18 protein-coding genes are annotated in these 17,761 nt (G+C 59.9%); 13 read left to right on the forward strand and 5 right to left on the reverse strand.

The genetic code is table 11. The features are described from left to right. Positions 1–56: 56 nt before the first annotated feature. Complete coding sequence (locus GSQ94_RS04375; protein WP_158942095.1) at positions 57–416, reverse strand: hypothetical protein; 360 nt, start codon at positions 414–416, stop codon at positions 57–59. Positions 417–493: 77 nt separating this feature from the next. After that, the gene (gene thrS / locus GSQ94_RS04380; RefSeq protein ID WP_158942502.1) at positions 494–2,512 is read right to left on the reverse strand and encodes a threonine--tRNA ligase; all 2,019 of its coding nucleotides are present in this window, start codon (positions 2,510–2,512) and stop codon (positions 494–496) included. 220 nt (positions 2,513–2,732) lie between these two features. Between thrS and GSQ94_RS04385 the strand changes: the two genes are divergently transcribed. Together GSQ94_RS04385 and GSQ94_RS04390 are read left to right on the forward strand one after the other, a co-directional pair. Next, positions 2,733–3,062, forward strand: a complete 330-nt coding sequence (locus GSQ94_RS04385) for a hypothetical protein (RefSeq protein WP_158942096.1) — start codon at positions 2,733–2,735, stop codon at positions 3,060–3,062. A gap of 146 nt (positions 3,063–3,208) precedes the next feature. Next, positions 3,209–3,835: an FMN-dependent NADH-azoreductase gene (locus GSQ94_RS04390; protein ID WP_158942097.1), complete on the forward strand. Its 627-nt coding sequence runs from the start codon at positions 3,209–3,211 to the stop codon at positions 3,833–3,835. Positions 3,836–4,026: 191 nt separating this feature from the next. Here GSQ94_RS04390 and GSQ94_RS21620 read toward each other — a convergent pair whose 3' ends face one another. Beyond that, positions 4,027–4,161, reverse strand: a complete 135-nt coding sequence (locus GSQ94_RS21620; protein ID WP_256369961.1) for a hypothetical protein — start codon at positions 4,159–4,161, stop codon at positions 4,027–4,029. A 236-nt stretch (positions 4,162–4,397) separates the two neighbouring features. On the opposite strand from GSQ94_RS21620, the gene GSQ94_RS04395 reads away from it, so the two are divergent. The 8 genes from GSQ94_RS04395 (at position 4,398) to GSQ94_RS04430 (ending at position 12,596) form a co-directional block, all read left to right on the forward strand. Then, on the forward strand, positions 4,398–5,885 hold the full coding sequence (locus GSQ94_RS04395) for a folylpolyglutamate synthase/dihydrofolate synthase family protein (RefSeq protein ID WP_158942098.1): 1,488 nt from the start codon (positions 4,398–4,400) through the stop codon (positions 5,883–5,885). After that, the gene (locus tag GSQ94_RS04400; protein ID WP_158942099.1) at positions 5,882–6,766 is read left to right on the forward strand and encodes a 1-acyl-sn-glycerol-3-phosphate acyltransferase; all 885 of its coding nucleotides are present in this window, start codon (positions 5,882–5,884) and stop codon (positions 6,764–6,766) included. The genes GSQ94_RS04395 and GSQ94_RS04400 overlap by 4 nt, the downstream gene beginning before the upstream one ends. Before the next feature lie 73 nt (positions 6,767–6,839). Further along, positions 6,840–7,619 (forward strand): gamma-glutamyl-gamma-aminobutyrate hydrolase family protein, encoded by a 780-nt coding sequence (locus GSQ94_RS04405; protein WP_158942100.1) that lies wholly within the window; start codon positions 6,840–6,842, stop codon positions 7,617–7,619. Between the two features lie 87 nt (positions 7,620–7,706). After that, positions 7,707–8,309: a 16S rRNA (guanine(527)-N(7))-methyltransferase RsmG gene (gene rsmG, locus GSQ94_RS04410; RefSeq protein WP_158942101.1), complete on the forward strand. Its 603-nt coding sequence runs from the start codon at positions 7,707–7,709 to the stop codon at positions 8,307–8,309. Between the two features lie 175 nt (positions 8,310–8,484). After that, complete coding sequence (locus tag GSQ94_RS04415; RefSeq protein ID WP_158942102.1) at positions 8,485–9,462, forward strand: ParA family protein; 978 nt, start codon at positions 8,485–8,487, stop codon at positions 9,460–9,462. A 95-nt stretch (positions 9,463–9,557) separates the two neighbouring features. Then, positions 9,558–10,472, forward strand: coding sequence for a ParB/RepB/Spo0J family partition protein (locus GSQ94_RS04420; protein ID WP_158942103.1), 915 nt, complete (start codon positions 9,558–9,560; stop codon positions 10,470–10,472). 84 nt (positions 10,473–10,556) lie between these two features. Next, positions 10,557–11,858: an amidohydrolase family protein gene (locus GSQ94_RS04425; RefSeq protein ID WP_158942104.1), complete on the forward strand. Its 1,302-nt coding sequence runs from the start codon at positions 10,557–10,559 to the stop codon at positions 11,856–11,858. A gap of 21 nt (positions 11,859–11,879) precedes the next feature. Further along, on the forward strand, positions 11,880–12,596 hold the full coding sequence (locus GSQ94_RS04430; protein ID WP_158942105.1) for an isoprenylcysteine carboxylmethyltransferase family protein: 717 nt from the start codon (positions 11,880–11,882) through the stop codon (positions 12,594–12,596). A 223-nt stretch (positions 12,597–12,819) separates the two neighbouring features. On the opposite strand, the gene GSQ94_RS04435 is transcribed toward GSQ94_RS04430, so the two are convergent. Both GSQ94_RS04435 and GSQ94_RS04440 read right to left on the reverse strand, forming a co-directional pair. Next, the gene (locus GSQ94_RS04435; protein ID WP_158942106.1) at positions 12,820–13,116 is read right to left on the reverse strand and encodes an HU family DNA-binding protein; all 297 of its coding nucleotides are present in this window, start codon (positions 13,114–13,116) and stop codon (positions 12,820–12,822) included. A gap of 47 nt (positions 13,117–13,163) precedes the next feature. Next, positions 13,164–13,526, reverse strand: a complete 363-nt coding sequence (locus GSQ94_RS04440; protein ID WP_158942107.1) for a hypothetical protein — start codon at positions 13,524–13,526, stop codon at positions 13,164–13,166. 56 nt (positions 13,527–13,582) lie between these two features. On the opposite strand from GSQ94_RS04440, the gene GSQ94_RS04445 reads away from it, so the two are divergent. The 3 genes from GSQ94_RS04445 (at position 13,583) to GSQ94_RS04455 (ending at position 17,601) form a co-directional block, all read left to right on the forward strand. Beyond that, positions 13,583–14,404, forward strand: coding sequence for an alpha/beta fold hydrolase (locus tag GSQ94_RS04445; protein ID WP_158942108.1), 822 nt, complete (start codon positions 13,583–13,585; stop codon positions 14,402–14,404). A 181-nt stretch (positions 14,405–14,585) separates the two neighbouring features. Continuing rightward, entirely contained in the window at positions 14,586–16,325 is a 1,740-nt protein-coding gene (locus tag GSQ94_RS04450) for a peptide-N4-asparagine amidase (RefSeq protein ID WP_158942109.1), read from the forward strand. A 223-nt stretch (positions 16,326–16,548) separates the two neighbouring features. Next, a complete protein-coding gene (locus tag GSQ94_RS04455) occupies positions 16,549–17,601 on the forward strand; it encodes an LLM class flavin-dependent oxidoreductase (RefSeq protein ID WP_158942110.1) in 1,053 nt (350 codons plus the stop codon). Positions 17,602–17,761: the final 160 nt, after the last annotated feature.

Consider the following 17,761-nt stretch of genomic DNA (forward strand, 5'->3'; position numbering starts at 1 on the left):
TCTGCTGTGCTGTCTGCCCTCGAAGGTGATCCGGCGTAACCGGGACAGTACATCTCTCAACTCGATGAGAAGCCTCGTTCGGCTTCGGCTTTCTGATGGCAGCTATGACACAGCAGTTGAGTATTTCTTGCAGTATACCCGTCGATAGCGCGAAACCGATCAAGCTCTGCTCCACGGGCGGGCAACGCCTGCTGACAAATGGCGCAGAGTCCGAGCTGGCTCCTTCGCTTTGCCTCCTTCAGCTTGCGTCGCTGCGTCGGTGTTCCGCGCTCGTCGAACTCCAATCGCTTCAGGATGTATCGCCGCAACTGGAAGAGCCGGTCGCGGTCTTCGCCAGCGACGGCGCTGATCTGTGCGCGTAGCTGGTCGAGGATCGCAATCGCTGCGGCCCGATCGTTGTCAGAGAGCGAAGCCATGGTGGGTCCTCGAGAAGTTAGCGAGTCAGCAAGCTAGCAAGGCAGTTAGCTCTCAGCTTCGCTTGGCTTCTTTGTTTCTAGAGTGCAACCGTCTTCGAAGCGAGCAGCCCCTTGGCTCGCTCGATGAACTCGGTGAGCGCGACGCTGCCCTCATCGCCTTTGCCTCGAGTCCTTACGCTGACTGCCTCCGCTGCTGCTTCCTTGTCGCCCATCACGAGAACGAATGGTATCTTCTGCAGCGTGAACTCGCGGATCTTCGCGTTCATCTTCTCGTTCCGCTGGTCGAGCTCCACGCGCAGGCCCGCAGCTTCGAGCTTCGCTTTGACCGCGATGGCGTAGTCTACATGCTTCTCCGAGATGGGCACGATGCCTATCTGCACCGGAGCGAGCCACATGGGAAATGCTCCGGCGTAGTGCTCGATGAGTACACCGAAGAAGCGCTCGACCGAACCGAAGAGCGCGCGATGCACCATGACGGGCTGATGCAGCTCACCGTCTTCGCCTTTGTACTCGAGCTCGAAGCGCGCAGGCAGGTTGAAGTCGAACTGCACAGTGGACAACTGCCACATGCGGCCGAGGACGTCGACGAGTTTGATGTCGATCTTCGGGCCGTAGAAAGCGGCCTCTCCCGCAATCTCGCGGAATGGAATTCCTTTGCGGCCGAGAGCGGACTTCAGTGAATTGATCGCGAGGTTCCAGTTCTCTTCACTGCCGGTGTAGCTCTTGCGGTCGTTCGGGTCCCAGGTGGAGAGCTCGACCTTGAACTCTTCGAAGCCGAAGGTGTGGAGTACGCTCTGCGCGAAGTCGATGCAGGCGACCACCTCGTCTTCGATCTGCGAAGGCGTGCAGAAGATGTGCGCGTCGTCCTGAGTAAAGCCGCGAACGCGCAGCAGGCCGTGCATGGTTCCGCTGCGCTCGTAACGATAGACGTTGCCCAGCTCCGCGTAGCGCACTGGCAGATCGCGATAGCTGCGCGGGGAGTTTTTGTAGATGAGGATGTGGCCGGGACAGTTCATCGGCTTGAGCCGGTACTCCGCGTCGTCGAGCTCCATCGGCGGATACATGTTCTGCGAGTAGAAGCCCTCATGCCCGGAGATCTTCCAGAGGTCGCGCCGCATGATGTGGGGCGTGTATACCATATCGTAACCGCGACGGATACACTCTTCGCGCATCCAGTCTTCCATCGTCTTGCGGATGAGGCCGCCCTTGGGATGCCAGAAGATGAGGCCCGATCCGGCGACCTCCTGGATGGAGAAGAGGTCGAGCTGCTTGCCGAGCACGCGGTGGTCGCGCGCTTTGATCTCTTCGAGGCGCTTGAAGTGCGCGTCGAGATCCTTCGTGTTGAAGAAGGCTGTGCCGTAGATGCGCTGCAGCTGCTGGTTCTTCTCGTCGCCGAGCCAGTAGGCGCCGGCAACCGAGGTGACCTTGAACGCCTTGACACGGCCCGTCGAAGGTACATGAGGACCACGGCAGAAGTCGACAAACTTGCCGTTGCGATAGAGCGAGATCTCGTCGCCCGGCTGGGTAAACTTTTCGATGAAGTGAACCTTCATGAACTCGCCCTGCTCGGCGTAGTCCTTCAAGCCCATCTCTCGCGACTCCTCTTCGCGAAGGAACGTCTCATCGCGCGCGACGACCTCGGCCATGCGTGCTTCGATCGCGGCGAGGTCCTCGTCGCTGAAGGGTGTCTCGCGGTAGACGTCATAGAAGAAGCCGGAGTCGGTCGCCGGGCCGTGGCCAAGTTTGGTCTCGGGAAAGAGCTCGAGGATCGCCGTCGCCATGACGTGTGCGGCGGAGTGACGCACCACCTTCAGTGCAGCTTCGTCGTTTTCCTTCAGCAGCTCGAGGGCAACGTCTTCTGTAAGAGGAGCTGAGAGATCTACCAGGCGCTCCCCGCTGGTGGCGCCGCCGTACATGGCGGCCTCTGAGGCCTCCTCGGTTTCGGCTGCTCCCGCGGCCACCGGCGTCAGCGGACGGATCCGCGCCACCACTACTGCTGCAGCCAGCCGGGGCGAGATGCTCATCGCTACGTCATGTGCTGTCGTACCGCGCGAAACCTCGCGCACTGAACCGTCCGGAAGCTGAATCCTGATCATCTGCTCGCTCACATCTTCAAGAATAGATGGTTGCCGCAAATCGCGTCGAGACTGCGTCCCTTTCACCCCGGGTGACGCCCCTCACCTTTGGTCACGGAGGAGAGAGTTACTACGGGAGTATTCGTTTGCACGAGTGTGGGATGGCCGGTTTGGCCGACTGCAGCTACGGTGAAGAGGTTCGACGGTCCCCAGATACGGCCAACCGGCCCAGGACGACACTATGCAGGTTTTGCTTCGAAGATCAGAGTACCGGCAAGACATTCACTGTCCCGTTTGCGGTCAGGGCTTCCGCCTCTACTGGGAGCTTGCGTCCTCTCCCGAGCGCGCCACGATGCGCTCCATCGTCCTCGGCGAACTTCGCGATCACCACTCCACGGAGCAGGGTGGCGAAAAGACTGCGGCAGCGCATCCGTTCGACCTCTTCCGGCTGCCGGGCTGGGCAGGGGCGCCGCAGTTCTCCCGTGCGTCGATGCTTGCAGGCCCGGTCAAGGCTCACAGCAATATCTCGAAGGTGGTCATGATCTCCCGGCGCGCCGAACAGGTGCGATAACGTATCTACGCGGGTTGAGTAGTCCCCTTCAGAAGCTAATCTTTCCCGTAAAAACAGGGCCGCGTGCATCCGTCTCTGTTTCCTCACATCTATTTGGTAGTGGCCCAGGTTACCTGTGGCTAACTTCAAACTGATTGAGGAAACACATGGCAACTCTTCTAAAGATCGACGTCAGCCCCCGCGGTGATCACTCCATCTCCCGCAAACTTGGCAACCACTTTGCGACCGAGTGGCAGTCTAATCACGTCGGCGGCGAGATCACCACTCGGGACCTTGCCACCACGAAGATCCCTTACGTTGACTTGCCGTGGATCGCTGGTGCCTTCTCCACTCCCGATCAGCACACCTCCGAGCACAAGGCTGCCCTCAAGCTCTCTGACGAGTTCATCGCGGAGTTTCTAGGCGCTGACGAGGTCCTGATCACGACACCGATGTATAACTTCGGCATTCCGGCGGTTCTCAAGGCCTGGATCGATCACATCGTCCGCCTGAACAAGACCTTCGCCTTCGGTCCAGAGGGTCTCAAGGGTCTCGCTGGCGGCAAGAAGGTCACTGTCATCATCGCCAGCGGCAGCGAGTACACCGCAGGATCCCCGATGGAGTCCTACAACCTCGAAGGTCCGTACTTCCGCGTGGTGCTGGGCTTCATAGGCATCACTGATCTCACGATCGTTCACGCCGGTGGTACCAACCAGGTCGCCCAGGGCAAGGTCACCGAACCGGTCTTCATCGAGAAGTTCATTCACGAGGTTGATCTCGCAGCCTCCAAATAACTCGAAGATCGCAGGAAACGGCGGACAGCCCAGCAGCTGTCCGCCATTTGTTTGCCCAAAATACTGTCAATCCTGGACCGTGGAGTGCCAGGCGATTTTTCGTAGAGGAAGCTGTGCGAGCGCAAAAGGAAAGGACCGCGCCAATGCTGACAGCGGTCCTATTATTCAACTAGTAACTGTTGACAGTTTGGTTAAGCGATCTCCGGAACGCTCTTCATGGTCTGTTCCGCAGGCATATGATTCTTCAACCACACATTCGCCCTCCACCGACCGAAAAACGGTGCCACGGCGATCATTCCAAACGCGATACCTAAAGCTACGTGCATAAACTTCTCCTTTTTTCCCTCAGGGTTTAGAGACCCTTCCAGGGTTTGAACCGGCAGATTAGTTTGCAAAACATTGCATGTTGCAACTGTTGATACCTCACTATCGGCCCGTCGAACCATGCTCGATATCCCACCTTGGTGTTAGTCGCGGTACGACGGTGTAATGGGATATCCCAGGCAGGATCCACGATGCCGCCGCCCTGACCCAAACCCCCGTCATCGCCTAAAATAGCCGCATGTCTTATGCTGCTGCGGTCGACCACCTCTACGCTCTGGGCCATGAGCTTGCCCCTGCAACGCCAAGCGCTCCACGCCGCAAGTTCGACCTCGCCCACATGCGCGTGTTGGCCGCGGCCCTGGGTGACCCGCAGGCTACCTTCCCCTCGGTTTTGATCGCCGGGACCAATGGCAAAGGCTCCACGGCAGCCACGTTGAGCAGCATTCTTACTGCCGCCGGTTACCGGACTGGCCTCTATACGTCCCCCCACCTGATTCGCGTCAACGAGCGCATCCAGATCGATGGACGCCAGATCTCTGATGAGGACTTTGCCCGCCTCTACTTCCAGGTGGACGAGGCCGCCCGCCGTCTTGTCGAGTCCGCCGTCCTTCCGCACCCGCCCAGTTTCTTCGAGGTTCTTACCGCAGTAGCCTTCCTTTACTTCGCCGGCCACCGGGCGGCGCAGGCGGACACGGTGCCCCCAGACGAGACTGCTGTAGATATCGCGATCCTCGAGGTGGGCCTGGGAGGCCGTCTCGATGCTACCAATATCGTCGATCCCATCCTCTCCCTCCTCACTGACATCGCGCTGGATCATCAGGACTACCTTGGCAACACCATCTCCGAGATCACCCGCGAGAAGGCCGGCATCCTGCGTCCCGGCGGCACGCTGATCATCCTTCCTCAACATCCAGAAGCGAATCAGGCCATCGGCGAGGCCGCTGCCACGTTGAACCTGCGGGCTATCAACGCCGCAGAGTATATCCCCCGGCAGACTCCCGGCGTTCCCCGCATGGACGCAGGCGAACCGGGCAACGAATTGTCACGTGTGCTCCCGGCCAATCGGTACAGCGTCACAGTGGGTGGCGAGCCGGTGGAGGTCGATTCGCCTCTAGCTGGACACCATCAACAGAGGAACATCGCCCTGGCCATAGCGGCAGCGACAGAGTTACGCAACACAGACAGTTACAAATATGGTCTGGCTATTTCAAATAGTAACCGTGAAGGTTACAAGATAACAAACGCCAACATAGAAGCAGGTATTCGCAGTACGCAGTGGCCTGGCCGTCTCGAACTGTTCACGTTTGCCCATGGCCCGCATCTCCTGCTCGACGTCGCGCACAACCCCGCCGGCGCCTGGACCCTTCGTGCTGCCATCGCACAACTCCCTCAGGCGCAACCCCGTACGCTGCTCTTCAGCTGCCTCCGCGACAAAGACCTGAGCGAGATGGCGCAGATCATCTTTCCTCTTTTTGACTCGTCCTCGGGCGACCCGGAGCGCAGTAGGGACCACATCGTACTCGCTCCCATCGACAATCCCCGCGCCGCGTCGGTCGATAATCTGCTGGCTGCCGCCCATGCGCTGGAGATTCCCGCCCATGCCGCCCCACACCTCGCCGCCGCCCTCGCCCAGGCCCGCGCGGTAACACCTCCCGACGGCCTGATCATTGCCACCGGCTCTGTCTACCTCGTGGGTGAGATCCGCCAGCTGGCGGGAGAGCTATGAACGACTCTCCCCTGGCTGACAGCGCGACCGAGAAGAGGGAGAACCAAGCCACGGGCTCAACCGAACCGACGTCCGCTGGCCAATCCGTTCTCTCTGTAGAGGAGGTAGACGAGCCGAGCGCGGCAGTTCCTCTCGTCCCGAAGCAACCGCCCTTCCTTCTGCGCTGGCTCTCCTATCTTATTTTCATCCCGCTTCTTGGTCTTGCCACCGCAGGCTTTGGCTGCATCTCCCTGCTCGCCGGTCTGTGGGACAAATCGGGTCGGCAGCAGCACGCCATCGCTCACGTCTGGGCGCGAACCCTGCTTCTCATCAGCCTCTCTCCGGTCAAGATCGTCGGACGCGAGAAGCTTCACGAGCATGAGACTGCGGTTTACGCCTCAAACCACCTCAGCTATATGGATACCCCGGTCCTCTTTGCCAAGCTTCCCTTCCAGTTCCGCATCCTGGCCAAGCAGTCGCTGTGGAAGGTTCCGTTCATCGGCTGGTACCTCAACCGCTCGGGACAGGTGCCGGTAGATTCGAACAGCCCTCGCTCCATGATCGCAAGCTTGAACCGTGGCGTGGCTACCCTGAAACAGAACCTGCCGCTGGTCCTGTTTCCAGAGGGCGGACGGGCGGCTACTGGTGAGCTCCAGGCGATGATGTCCGGCTGCGCGTATATGGCGATCAAGGCCCAAGTTCCTCTGATTCCGCTGACGTTGATCGGGACCTACGAACTTTTGCCGATTCACGTCTACGCGCTGCATCCGCGGCCTATTTTGATCGTGGTGGGCGACCCGATCCCTACCGCAGGGCTTATCGGTCGCGACGCCGATGCGCTGACCAAGCAGCTGTATGACGCCATCTCTGCGACCTACCTCCTTCATACAGCTAACCGCTAGCTGAATACGAATGGGAAGTGGATTTTGATGTTCCACGTGGAACATTAAGGCCGCGTCGTATGATTAAAACGTTATGAAGCCACGGATCGCCATTCCCGTCCCTACCAGCACAGACCTTGCCTACAACCAGCGCTCCTGGTCACAGTACGCTGCGGCAGTGGAACGTAGCGGTGGTATCCCGGTTGAGGTGCCGCTTACCGCTTCGCCCTCCGCCGTCGCGGATCTAATCAACACCTGCCAGGCCGTCCTGCTGCCCGGTAGCCCCGCCGACGTCAACCCGCAAAAATACGGGCAGGAGCCGGTCCCGGAGTGCGCACCTGCGGATAACGCCCGCGAAAACGTGGACGAACTCCTGATTCAGGACGCTCATAACCTCTATAAGCCCATCTTCGCCATCTGCTTCGGCCTTCAGTTTCTTAATGTCTGGCGTGGGGGGACTCTGGTGCAGGATCTGTCGATACTCCCGGTGAATCATGCGGCTGGGAGAAGCGTAGCCGTTGCGCATACTGCGGCGATCGCTCCCGACTCGCTGCTTGGATCGTTGCTCGAAACGGTCGAAGCTCCGCTGCAGGACGACTTTCTGCGGCTCCCCATCAACTCCAGCCATCATCAGGCCATCGGCATCCCCGGGGATGGACTTCGCGTCGCAGCTCGCTGCCCTCAGGACGGGGTTGTCGAGTCTGTCGAAGGCGGCCAAGCCAGCGAAGGTGCCAGCTCCCATTTCGTTTTGGGTGTCCAGTGGCATCCCGAGCGCAGCTATGACATCAGTTCGAGCTCCCGGTCCCTCTTTGACCGGTTCGTGGCCCAAGCTTCGGTATGGGCACCTCGTCCGATCCATACCTCAATAGCGTGATTCGACCACTGATCACGGCTGGGATGTTCCACGTGGAACATCCCAAGAGAGCACAGGCTCAGAGTCCTCTGAGATACTGATACCTCCATGCCAACACTCTCAGAGACCGAGATCGCATCCTTGCTTGTGCCGTATCTTCCTGCTACGGAACCAGTTATCCTCTCGCAGCTCTCCGTTTATCTCGAACTACTCCTCAAATGGAACGCTCGCACCAATCTCACCGCGATTCGCGACCCGAGCGAGATCGTGCAGCGTCACTTCGGCGAGAGCCTCTTCGCTGGACTGCATTTGGCCCCTGATGCCGATACCCTGCTCGACTTCGGCTCAGGAGCGGGCTTTCCTGGTCTGCCTATCGCGCTGTGGCGCCCCAAGGTCTCCGTCACCCTGGCCGAATCTCAGAATAAAAAGGCCACTTTCCTACGGGAGGTCGTGCGAACCCTCGGTCTCCCGGTCGAGATTTGGGCTGCGCGGGTTGAATCCATGGCTTCGGTTCGAACATTCCATACCGTGACCCTCCGTGCGGTCGACAATATGGATGCGGCACTTGCCGCAGCCACCCCCCGGGCGAGCCATCAACTTCTGCTCCTTGCCGGCTCTCAACCTCCCACTCCCTCCGGATTCACCTTTCTGCCACCAATACCGATACCCACCACGCAATCCAGCATTCTTCTACGCGCTATCCGGGAGTAGCCGCTGTAGCTAATGTTCCACGTGGAACAAAGATTTCCACATCACTCCTCCCGGAACCCCTTCATTCAGGCCCCCGAAACACGTATCCCACAAGTTCTCCACAGCCTCTGCCCGTTCTGCACAGTCCAACGCCATTGCCAGCATCTTCTGCTCCCGATACCCTTCAACTACCGCAATGACGACCGAACAGTCCACTCCTAAGCTTGAAGACGCAGCCACCACACCCGCCGACCCGAAATCTAACTCCAAATTCACCCCCAAGACCTCCAAGGTCATTGCTGTCGTCAACCAAAAGGGGGGCGTCGGCAAGACGACCACCGCGATCAATCTTGCAGCGGCCCTGTCTCTCGAAGGCCTCAATACCCTGCTGATCGACTGCGATCCCCAGGCAAACTCCACTGGCGGTCTCGGCTTTGCTCGCGCCAAGGACGGCGAGGAGGCCCGCCTCAGCATCTACGACATCCTCGTCGGACAGACCACCATCGCCGAGGCTCTTCTCAGCACGGAGATCGACACCCTCAAGCTCATTCCTAGCAGCAAGAACCTTATCGGAGCCACAATTGAGTTGATCGGTCTCGACCGCCGCGAGTACCGGCTTCGCGACGCCATTGAGCCCATCCGCGCCGATTACCCGTTTATCCTTCTCGACTGCCCCCCGGCGCTTGACCTGCTCACCCTGAACTCGCTCGTCGCCGCCGACACCTTGCTGGTACCCATGCAGGCCGAATACTTCGCCCTCGAAGGCATCTCCGAGCTGATGAGCACGCTCGACCGCGTTGGGCAGGCCTTCAATCCCGGCCTCGCGCTCGAAGGCGTCCTGCTGACCATGTACGACGACCGCACCAACCTCTCGCAGCAGGTCTCGGAGAATCTGCAGGCCTTCTTCACCGAAAAGCTGCTCAAGACCACCATCCCTCGCAATATCCGCCTTGCAGAGGCCCCAAGCCACGGCAAACCCGTCTCCCTCTACGATCCCAAATCCCGCGGTTCCGAAGCCTATCGCGAGCTGGCGTTGGAGCTTCTCAGTAGAAACAACATGGCCAGCCCTGAAGAAAAGCGCCGCAAAGCCTCCGCCGCCGCCGCAGCGAGCGCTTTGAAGTCCTTCAACAAGCCAGAGAAGAAGACGCGCTTCTGGCAATCGAAGCAAAGTTAAACGCCACGGAGAGGCCGCTCCACGCGCAGTGGGCTCGTCCGGCAGGACAACAACTTTATCCAGATCAATTCATTCGAAGAAGAAAGCCGCAAACCATGCCAACCGCAACAGTCGATCCAAAACGCCGCGCCCTGGGCAAGGGCCTCGAGTCTCTCCTCCCACAGCGTCCAGCCGCTCCAGCACCTCCCCCGCCACAGCAAGCAGCAGAGGCGACCGGCAAGCCTCTCGAGATCCCCCTCGACCAGATCGACCGCAACCCCTTCCAGACGCGCACGCAGTTCGACGAGGCCAAACTCGGGGAGCTGGCGCAGTCCATCGCTGCTTCAGGCGTGGTGCAGCCCATCGTCGTCAGACCGCTCTCCGGCGGCCGCTACCAGCTCATCACCGGCGAACGCCGCTGGCTGGCCAGCAAGAAGGCAAACAAGACCACCATCCCGGCCATCGTGCGTCAGGTTTCGGACGAGCAGACCCTCGAGATGACCATCGTCGAGAACCTTCAGCGTGCCGACCTCAACCCGATCGAGCAGGCTCGCGCCTACCAGCGCCTCAGCAGCGACTTCAAGATGACCCAGGAGCAGATGGCCATCCGCACTGGCAAAGAGCGGGCGAGCGTCTCTAACTTCCTTCGTTTGTTACGTTTACCTGATTCTATCCAGCAAAAGGTGGAGTCCGGCGATCTCTCCTTCGGCCACGCCCGCACCCTGCTGGCTCTGGAGTCGCCCGAAGCCATCACGGCTGCGGCCCAGAAGGTTATGGCGCTGTCGTTGTCTGTTCGTCAGACCGAGAGCTACGTGCAGGGACTCATCAACCCGGAGGCCAAGGAGAAGAAGGAGTCCAAGGCCGACGCGCAGCCCGAAGATCCCAACGTTCGCGAGGCTCAGGATCGCCTTCGCCGCACCCTCGGCCTCAAGGTTCGCATTGAAGACAAGAAAGGCAAAGGTCGCGTCATCATCGAGTACTCCGGCCTCGAAGACTTCGACTCCATCCTCACCGCACTCGGCGGCCAGTAGATTCTGAATCGCCGAAACACTTCAGCCACGCAGTAGAACATTAAGAATCTCAGAGATCTCAAAGACAAGTCCAGGAGACGGCATATGCGTCACGCGAATCACGTGAAACTCTTTATGTTCCTCATTATGTTACAAATTGTAGCCATCGCGGCTATGGCTCAAACAACGACTCGCACCCTCGTCCGCACCGGACATCTGCTCGACGTGAAGACCGGGGCCGAGCCTGCAGCCCAGACGATTATCGTTACCGGGGATCGCATCACCGCCATCGCGCCAACGGCCTCCACGCCGAAACAGCCAGGCGATACCGAGATCGACCTCTCCCGCTACACCGTCATGCCTGGCCTCATCGATGTCCACACCCATCTCACCAACGCCAACAACTTCGATCCCTACTTTGAGCTGTCGATGACTCCGGGCAAAGAGGCGATCATTGGCGTCGAAAACGCGAAGGTCACGCTCGAAGCCGGGTTTACCACCGTGCGCAACGTCGGCGCCAACGACTTCACCGATGTAGCCCTTCGTGATGAGATCAACGCCGGCCACATCCCCGGCCCGCACATGCAGGTCTCCGGCCCACCTCTCGGCATCACCGGCGGACACATGGACGAGAACCTTCTGCCGTACGAGTACCACGTCCACGCAGAAGGCGTAGCCGATGGCATCGCAGCCGTCCAGCATAAGGTTCGCGAAAACATCAAGTACGGCGCAGACCTCATCAAGATCGGAGCCACCGGCGGCGTTCTTTCGAAAGGAGACGACCCGCAGGCCAGCCAGTACACGCTCGAAGAGATGCAGGCCATCGTCGCCGACGCGCATCGCCTGGGCCGCAAGGTCGCCGCCCACGCCCATGGAGCGCAGGGCATCATCTTCGCCACCGAAGCGGGCGTCGACTCTATCGAGCACGGCTCGTACCTCAACGATGAGGGCATCGCGCTGATGAAGAAGCATGGCACCTATCTCGTGCCCACGGCGTACCTCATCGACTGGATGCAGCAGTACGGCAATTTGCCGCCGATCTATCAGCAGAAGATGAAGGATGTCAGCGCGGTCGAAAAGCAAAACGCAATCAAAGCCATCAAGGCCGGCGTCAAGATTGCATTGGGCACTGATGCAGCGGTCTATCCACACGGCCTTAACGCGCATGAACTCGACGTGTACGTCAATCAGTTCGGCATGTCTCCGCTCGCCGCGATTCAGACCGGCACCCTCAACGCAGCGGACCTGATGTCCTGGACCGACCGCGTCGGCTCCATTGAGCCCGGCAAGTGGGCCGACATCATCGCCATCGACGGCGACCCGCTCAAAGACGTCAAAATCCTTCAGCACGTCAACTTCGTGATGAAGTCCGGCGTGGTCTACAAAGACGAAACTCACAAGCAATAAAGAAGGGGCTCACCAGCCAGCATGAAAGCGACCGCTCTGGAGTTCCGTCTCCGTTACCTTATCCACGCCGTGCTGTACGTACTTGGCTTTATCGCCCCGTGGAACAGCCTGGTGCACCTGGACTCGATTCGCACCTGGCAGTTCCTCGCAGCATGGCCTGCACGCAGCGGCTGGCTTGGCTTCAGTGCGGCTACCATTGCCGTCCTGTCCCTCGGTATCCTCTTTTCGCTACTGGGAGCAGCGCTGCGTACGTGGGGCGCAGCTTACCTTGGCCCTTCCATCGTGCAGGACTCGAGCATGCACGGAGACAGCATGGTTGCAGCCGGACCGTACCGCTATCTCCGCAACCCGCTCTACCTCGGCACCTTCCTCCACACCTTCGCGCTGGCTCTCCTTATGCCGCCCAGCGGAGCCATCTTCTGTATCCTCACCATCGGCTTCTTCCAGCTACGTCTGATCTTCGGCGAAGAGGCCTTTCTCACTCCAAAGCTGGGCGCTCCGTATCGCGACTACTGCGCCAAAGTCCCGCGTCTCTTCCCGGCATTCACGCCGAGGGTTCCGGCCTCCAGCACGCATCCCACATGGCTCGCAGCGTTCTTCGCTGAGATCTACATGTGGGGAGTCGTTATCTCCTTCGCCACGCTCGGCTGGCGCTACAACTCCGTCCTCATCATCAAGGGAGTGCTTATCTCCTTCGGCCTCTCGCTCATCGTCCGCGCCTTTCTGCCCAAACGCTAGGCGAGACGGCGCCGAAGGCGCTTCAGCCTCGACGGCAGATCGCCCCGTGCGCGCAGCACGCTTTTGCTTTTGGTCCTTCAAGCTAAAAAAATAAAAACCCGCCGTACCCACACAAGAAAGTCGCGGGCACAGCGGGTTTTGGTGATTCGCGCTTCAGCAAACTCTGAGGCGCACTATCGGGGGAGGGCATCTCTCATGCGGCGCGTTCAGCGTCGCAGTCGAACTACTTCTTCACCGGTGCGATGGTGTCCTTTGCAACCTTGGCCACGCGGAACTTCACCACGGTCTTGGCCTTGATCTTGATGGTTTCACCCGTCTGGGGGTTGCGGCCAAGACGCGCCTTGCGCTCTGCCTTTACCAGCTTGCCGATACCAGGAATGGTGAACTCGCCATTCTTCTTGGTCTCTTTCACTGCGGTCTCTGCCAATGCCTCGAGGAAGGCCGCGGTCTGCTTGTTGGTGAGTTCGAGCTTCTCCGCCATGTGGCGAACCAGCGCTGTCTTCGTCATTCCCTTTGCCATGTGTTGCTCCTTCTTGCGTTCGATATAGAGTCTAAGGTCCGCTCGCCTTACCCGTATAAAGATTTCATAACGCGCATCCAATTTTGCAATGCGAAATCATCAATGTTCATGCGGGTGCGGAGAACCGTACCGCAATTCACCTTCAGCCTTTCCGAGCGCTTTGTCAACTCCCTTTCTTCGGTTTCCACAGGTTTTTTCAGGCTTTCTTCGGTTTTGTTCGAAAACAGGTACATTTTTCTCCTGAAATAGCAGGAAAAACGCTGCTTTTCGAAGACTGCGCCAAAGTTGTAGAGCATTCCCGTAAACAAAAAAACTCCCCGCCGGGATATCACGGAAACGCTTGTTTCCGTCTTCTTACGAAATTTACATCCGTTCCACGCCGTGCCGCATCCATCCCTCAGCGACGGCAAGACTGAGCATCATCTCCTCGCGCATTCTTCCCTCGACAATTAAAGGAGAGTCTTCCATGCCCACCATCACGACCAAAGATGGCACCTCCATCTACTACAAGGACTGGGGCACCGGCCAGCCCATCACCTTCTCGCACGGCTGGCCGCTTACCGCAGATGCCTGGGACGCGCAGATGCTCTTCTTTGGCCAGGAAGGCTATCGTGTCATCGCGCACGACCGCCGCGGTAACGGCCGCTCCAGCCAGCCGTGGGACGGTAACGACATGGACCACTTTGCCGACGATCTCGCCGAGCTGATGGACTTCCTCGACCTCAAGAACACGATCATGGTCGGCCACTCCACCGGCGGCGGTGAGGTCACTCGCTACCTCGCACGTCATGGCGCGGGGCGGGTCGACAAGGCGGTCCTCATCAGCGCTGTGCCACCGCTGATGCTCAAGACAGAAAAGAACCCCGGCGGCTTACCCGTCTCCGCGTTCGACGGCATCCGTTCTGCAATGGTCGCCGATCGCTCGCAGTTCTTCAAAGACCTCACCCTGCCCTTCTTCGGGTACAACCGCTCCGGCGTGAAGGAATCTCAGGGCGTCCGGGATAGCTTCTGGCTTCAGGGCATGCTCGGCTCGCACAAGAGTGAGTACGACACCGTCAAGGCGTTCTCCGAGACAGACTTTACCGACGATCTCAAAAAGATCGACATCCCCGTCCTCGTTCTCCATGGCGACGATGACCAGATCGTCCCGATCGACGCCGCCGGACGCGCCTCAGCCAAAATTTTGAAGAACGCGACCCTCAAGGTCTACCCGGGCTATCCGCACGGTATGCCGATCATCCACGCCGACGAGATCAACGCCGATCTTCTCGTCTTCATCAAATCTTAGCGTCGTAAAAATCGCTGGTGTGGAAGGGCTTGTGTGCCGTTACTCCACCCCGGCGTTCTTTCGCTGTCACGCAGCGCCTCGGGTTCGTGGAAAAACTTTCCCCGCAAAAGCTCCGCTCTAATATTCAGCTCAATATTCGTTGTGATATCTTGCTTCGCAGTCCACCCAGGAGTCTCCCCTCATGCCTAAAGCAGTTGCCCTCACGCGCGTTGCCGAACCCGTCTCCGCAATCTCGAAGATCTTCCTTCTCGCCTCCCTCGCGATCGCCACTGCCTCCGCTCAGGTCGTCACCGTCCCTTCCACTCCGCAGGTAGGCTCTTCGAATCCAGTCACCGCGGAGCCGCTCGTGCCGCGCCCCGTCACCAAGCCCTGCGTTGTGCCTCTGCTCACCAACGCGGCCTTCGAAAACTTCAACGGCTCGCCGCTCACCTACACGCCGCCGGCAGCATGCCCCGGTCCATGGGCGAAGGTAGTTCTCACCGCCGACTTCACCGTCACCGCCGGCCGCCAGTTCGACCGCTCCGCCTGGTTCTACCTCGGCGACACCAACATCTTCTACGGCACCACCGCCGAGCCGCGCGCCGCGCTCAGCCCCTCCTGGCACATCGAGCGTGACCTCACCGACCTCACCGCGCTCTTCAAAACTCCGCAGACCGGCCTCGCCTCTATCGGCAACGTCGTTGACTCCACCTACACCGGCATCATCTACGCCAGTGCATCGCTTGAGTTCTACCCTGCCTCCTGGCGCGCGCCCGCACCCGTCACGCCGGACATCGTCGTACCCATCAGCTCCGGCAACGGTCCCGTCACCCTCAACACCACAACCGACCAGGCCACCGCGACCCTCAACCTCCCACGCAACGTCGAGAAGGTCTACTTAGACGTCATCTCGCAGAGCCAGATCGGCGATGAGTTCTGGTACCTCTGTGTCCCCACTGCTGTAGCGGGCGAACTCGAGACCTGCGGCAACACCGCATTCCGCGAGACAGAGATCTCCATCGACGGCAAACCCGCAGGCGTCGCTCCCGTCTATCCCTGGATCTTTACCGGCGGCCTCGATCCCTATCTCTGGGAGCCCATCACCGGCGTCCAGACCCTCGACTTCAAACCCTACCGAGTCGATCTCACACCCTTCGCCGGACTCCTCGGCGATGGCAGCCAGCACACCGTCGCTGTCAGTGTCTTTAACGCCAACGGCTACTTCCTCTCCACGGGAAACATGCTGGTCTACACCGACCACGGCAGCCGCGAAGTCAACGGAGGCGTCCTCAGCAACACGCTGAGCGCTGCGCCAACCCCCGAGGTCACACAGAACCTCTCTACAGATGCGACTGGCACAACCACCGGCACAGTGAACGTCGGCTCCAACCGCACCTTCTCCATCACCGGCTACGTCAATACCTCGCACGGCCGTATCGAAACCACCGTCGCGCAGAAGGTGGACTTCCTCAGCGCGCAACGCTTCGACGTCAACGTGGCGAATGGTCCCGAGCTTCAGAACCTCGTCCAGACCAGCACCGTAGACTCCGAGACCACAACCCGCGACGGCTTCCTCGTCGAGAAGGTGTCGAAGCACATCTCCTTCCCGCTCACGCTCGACTATGCCTTCATCAACAACCCCGACGGCACCTTCACCCAGACCGTCTCCTCCAACCAGCAGGACCTTCACACAGACGCGAAGTCGCTCAACAGCTTCTCGATCTTTCAGTCCAACTCGCAGGAGCAGGTTGTCTCGAAGGACGTGTTGCAGTTCGATGCCAACTTCAATGTCACGGCTCCAGGCGTCGGCAGCTCCAGCGCGTCCTACCGCAGCAACGACTCGCTCGGCGACTGCTATAGTCGCTCCCTCACCGCAGCCGATCAGAAGCTGACCTCCGTCACCGACGGCAAGGGCTGCCACGATCACGACCACTGGTTCTAACCCAAAGCTCCGCTGCGCGCGGGGCGGTCACTTCGTGACGCGTATACCTCTTCGAATGACCCTCCCATTGGTGGCATGAAGATATCTTCCGCCGACCAACGGGAGGCCGCGGCGAAGCCGGTATAGAAGTCACGAAGTGACCGCAGCCCGCGCAGGGCGAACTTTCACCGCACCGAATTCACTGCTGATGCTTCAACCTCTACAATCAAAGCCAGAGGAAAGCATGCAGATCGGCATCGACAGCTTCGCGGCACTCGTACCTGACCCCATCACCGGCGCCACTGTCACCGCGCAGCAGCGCATCGCGCATCTGCTTGAGGAGATCGTGCTCGCCGACAAGGTAGGCCTCGACCACTTCGGCCTCGGCGAACATCACCGCAGCGAGTACCTCGACTCTGCTCCCGCAGTCATCCTCGCCGCAGCCGCCTCCATCACCAAGAACATTCGCCTCACCTCTGCCGTCACCGTCCTCAGCGCGGCTGATCCCGTTCGCGTCTTCCAGGAGTTCGCTACCCTCGACCTCGTCTCCGGCGGCCGTGCAGAGATCGTCGCTGGCCGCGGCTCCTTCATCGAGTCGTTCCCTCTCTTCGGCCTCAAGCTCGAAGACTACGATGACCTCTTCGCCGAAAAGCTCGACCTCCTCCTCGCCCTGCGCGAGAGCAACCACATCCGCTGGTCCGGCAAACATCGCGCCCCGCTCACAGGCCAGGGAGTCTTCCCGCGACCGCTGCAAAACCCGCTTCCCGTCTGGCTCGGCGTAGGTGGCACGCCGGAGTCCTTCGCTCGCGCCGGCATGCTCGGCCTTCCTCTCATGGTCGCTATCATCGGTGGCGAGCCTCATCGCTTTCGTCCCCTCATCGACCTCTACCGCGAAGCAGGCAAACGCTCCGGCCACGCGCCGGAGTCGCTCAAGGTCGGCATTCACGCACTCGGTTACGTAGCCGACACAGACCAACAGGCCTCCGACGACTTCTTCCCCGGCTACGCCGAAGCTTTTACCAAGATCGGCAAAGAGCGCGGCTGGCCTCCCGTCACGCGCGGCCAGTTCGAAGCCCTTCGCCGTCCTACCGGAGCGCTCATGGTCAGCGATCCGGAGGCCGTCGCCAGCAAGCTTCTGCAGATGAACGAAGCCCTCGGCGGCATCTCCCGCATCAGCTTCCAGATGAGCGTCGCCGCCCTGCGCCACGACCGGCTTCTGCACGCCATCGAACTCCTCGGCACCAAAGTAGCGCCGATCATTCGCAAAGCTCTCCCCGAACCCGCCACCATCGAATAAGTCGCCGGAGGTCGGCTCGTCCAGTAAGACATACCCACCCCAGTTAACCGCATCAAAAAAGAGACGCGCACCGAAATAAAGGAAGACGGTAGAAGCGGACGTGGTGCGCCCGCAATTCATCTTGGACAGAACAAGCGTCGGGCAACATAGAATCGTCGGA

The organism is Granulicella sp. S190 (assembly GCF_009766095.1).
Taxonomy (GTDB): Bacteria; Acidobacteriota; Terriglobia; order Terriglobales; family Acidobacteriaceae; genus Edaphobacter.

Bases quoted from the DNA above. Each gene is read 5' to 3' on its own strand.
- GSQ94_RS04445 (WP_158942108.1), top strand. From the start codon at position 13,583: ATGCCCACCATCACGACCAAAGATGGCACCTCCATCTACTACAAGGAC.
- GSQ94_RS04405 (WP_158942100.1), top strand. From the start codon at position 6,840: ATGAAGCCACGGATCGCCATTCCCGTCCCTACCAGCACAGACCTTGCC.
- GSQ94_RS21620 (WP_256369961.1), bottom strand. From the start codon at position 4,161: ATGCACGTAGCTTTAGGTATCGCGTTTGGAATGATCGCCGTGGCACCG.
- GSQ94_RS04400 (WP_158942099.1), top strand. From the start codon at position 5,882: ATGAACGACTCTCCCCTGGCTGACAGCGCGACCGAGAAGAGGGAGAAC.
- GSQ94_RS04375 (WP_158942095.1), bottom strand. From the start codon at position 416: ATGGCTTCGCTCTCTGACAACGATCGGGCCGCAGCGATTGCGATCCTC.
- GSQ94_RS04425 (WP_158942104.1), top strand. From the start codon at position 10,557: ATGCGTCACGCGAATCACGTGAAACTCTTTATGTTCCTCATTATGTTA.
- GSQ94_RS04420 (WP_158942103.1), top strand. From the start codon at position 9,558: ATGCCAACCGCAACAGTCGATCCAAAACGCCGCGCCCTGGGCAAGGGC.
- GSQ94_RS04430 (WP_158942105.1), top strand. From the start codon at position 11,880: ATGAAAGCGACCGCTCTGGAGTTCCGTCTCCGTTACCTTATCCACGCC.
- rsmG (WP_158942101.1), top strand. From the start codon at position 7,707: ATGCCAACACTCTCAGAGACCGAGATCGCATCCTTGCTTGTGCCGTAT.
- GSQ94_RS04455 (WP_158942110.1), top strand. From the start codon at position 16,549: ATGCAGATCGGCATCGACAGCTTCGCGGCACTCGTACCTGACCCCATC.
- GSQ94_RS04395 (WP_158942098.1), top strand. From the start codon at position 4,398: ATGTCTTATGCTGCTGCGGTCGACCACCTCTACGCTCTGGGCCATGAG.
- GSQ94_RS04390 (WP_158942097.1), top strand. From the start codon at position 3,209: ATGGCAACTCTTCTAAAGATCGACGTCAGCCCCCGCGGTGATCACTCC.
- thrS (WP_158942502.1), bottom strand. From the start codon at position 2,512: ATGATCAGGATTCAGCTTCCGGACGGTTCAGTGCGCGAGGTTTCGCGC.
- GSQ94_RS04385 (WP_158942096.1), top strand. From the start codon at position 2,733: ATGCAGGTTTTGCTTCGAAGATCAGAGTACCGGCAAGACATTCACTGT.
- GSQ94_RS04435 (WP_158942106.1), bottom strand. From the start codon at position 13,116: ATGGCAAAGGGAATGACGAAGACAGCGCTGGTTCGCCACATGGCGGAG.
- GSQ94_RS04415 (WP_158942102.1), top strand. From the start codon at position 8,485: ATGACGACCGAACAGTCCACTCCTAAGCTTGAAGACGCAGCCACCACA.
- GSQ94_RS04450 (WP_158942109.1), top strand. From the start codon at position 14,586: ATGCCTAAAGCAGTTGCCCTCACGCGCGTTGCCGAACCCGTCTCCGCA.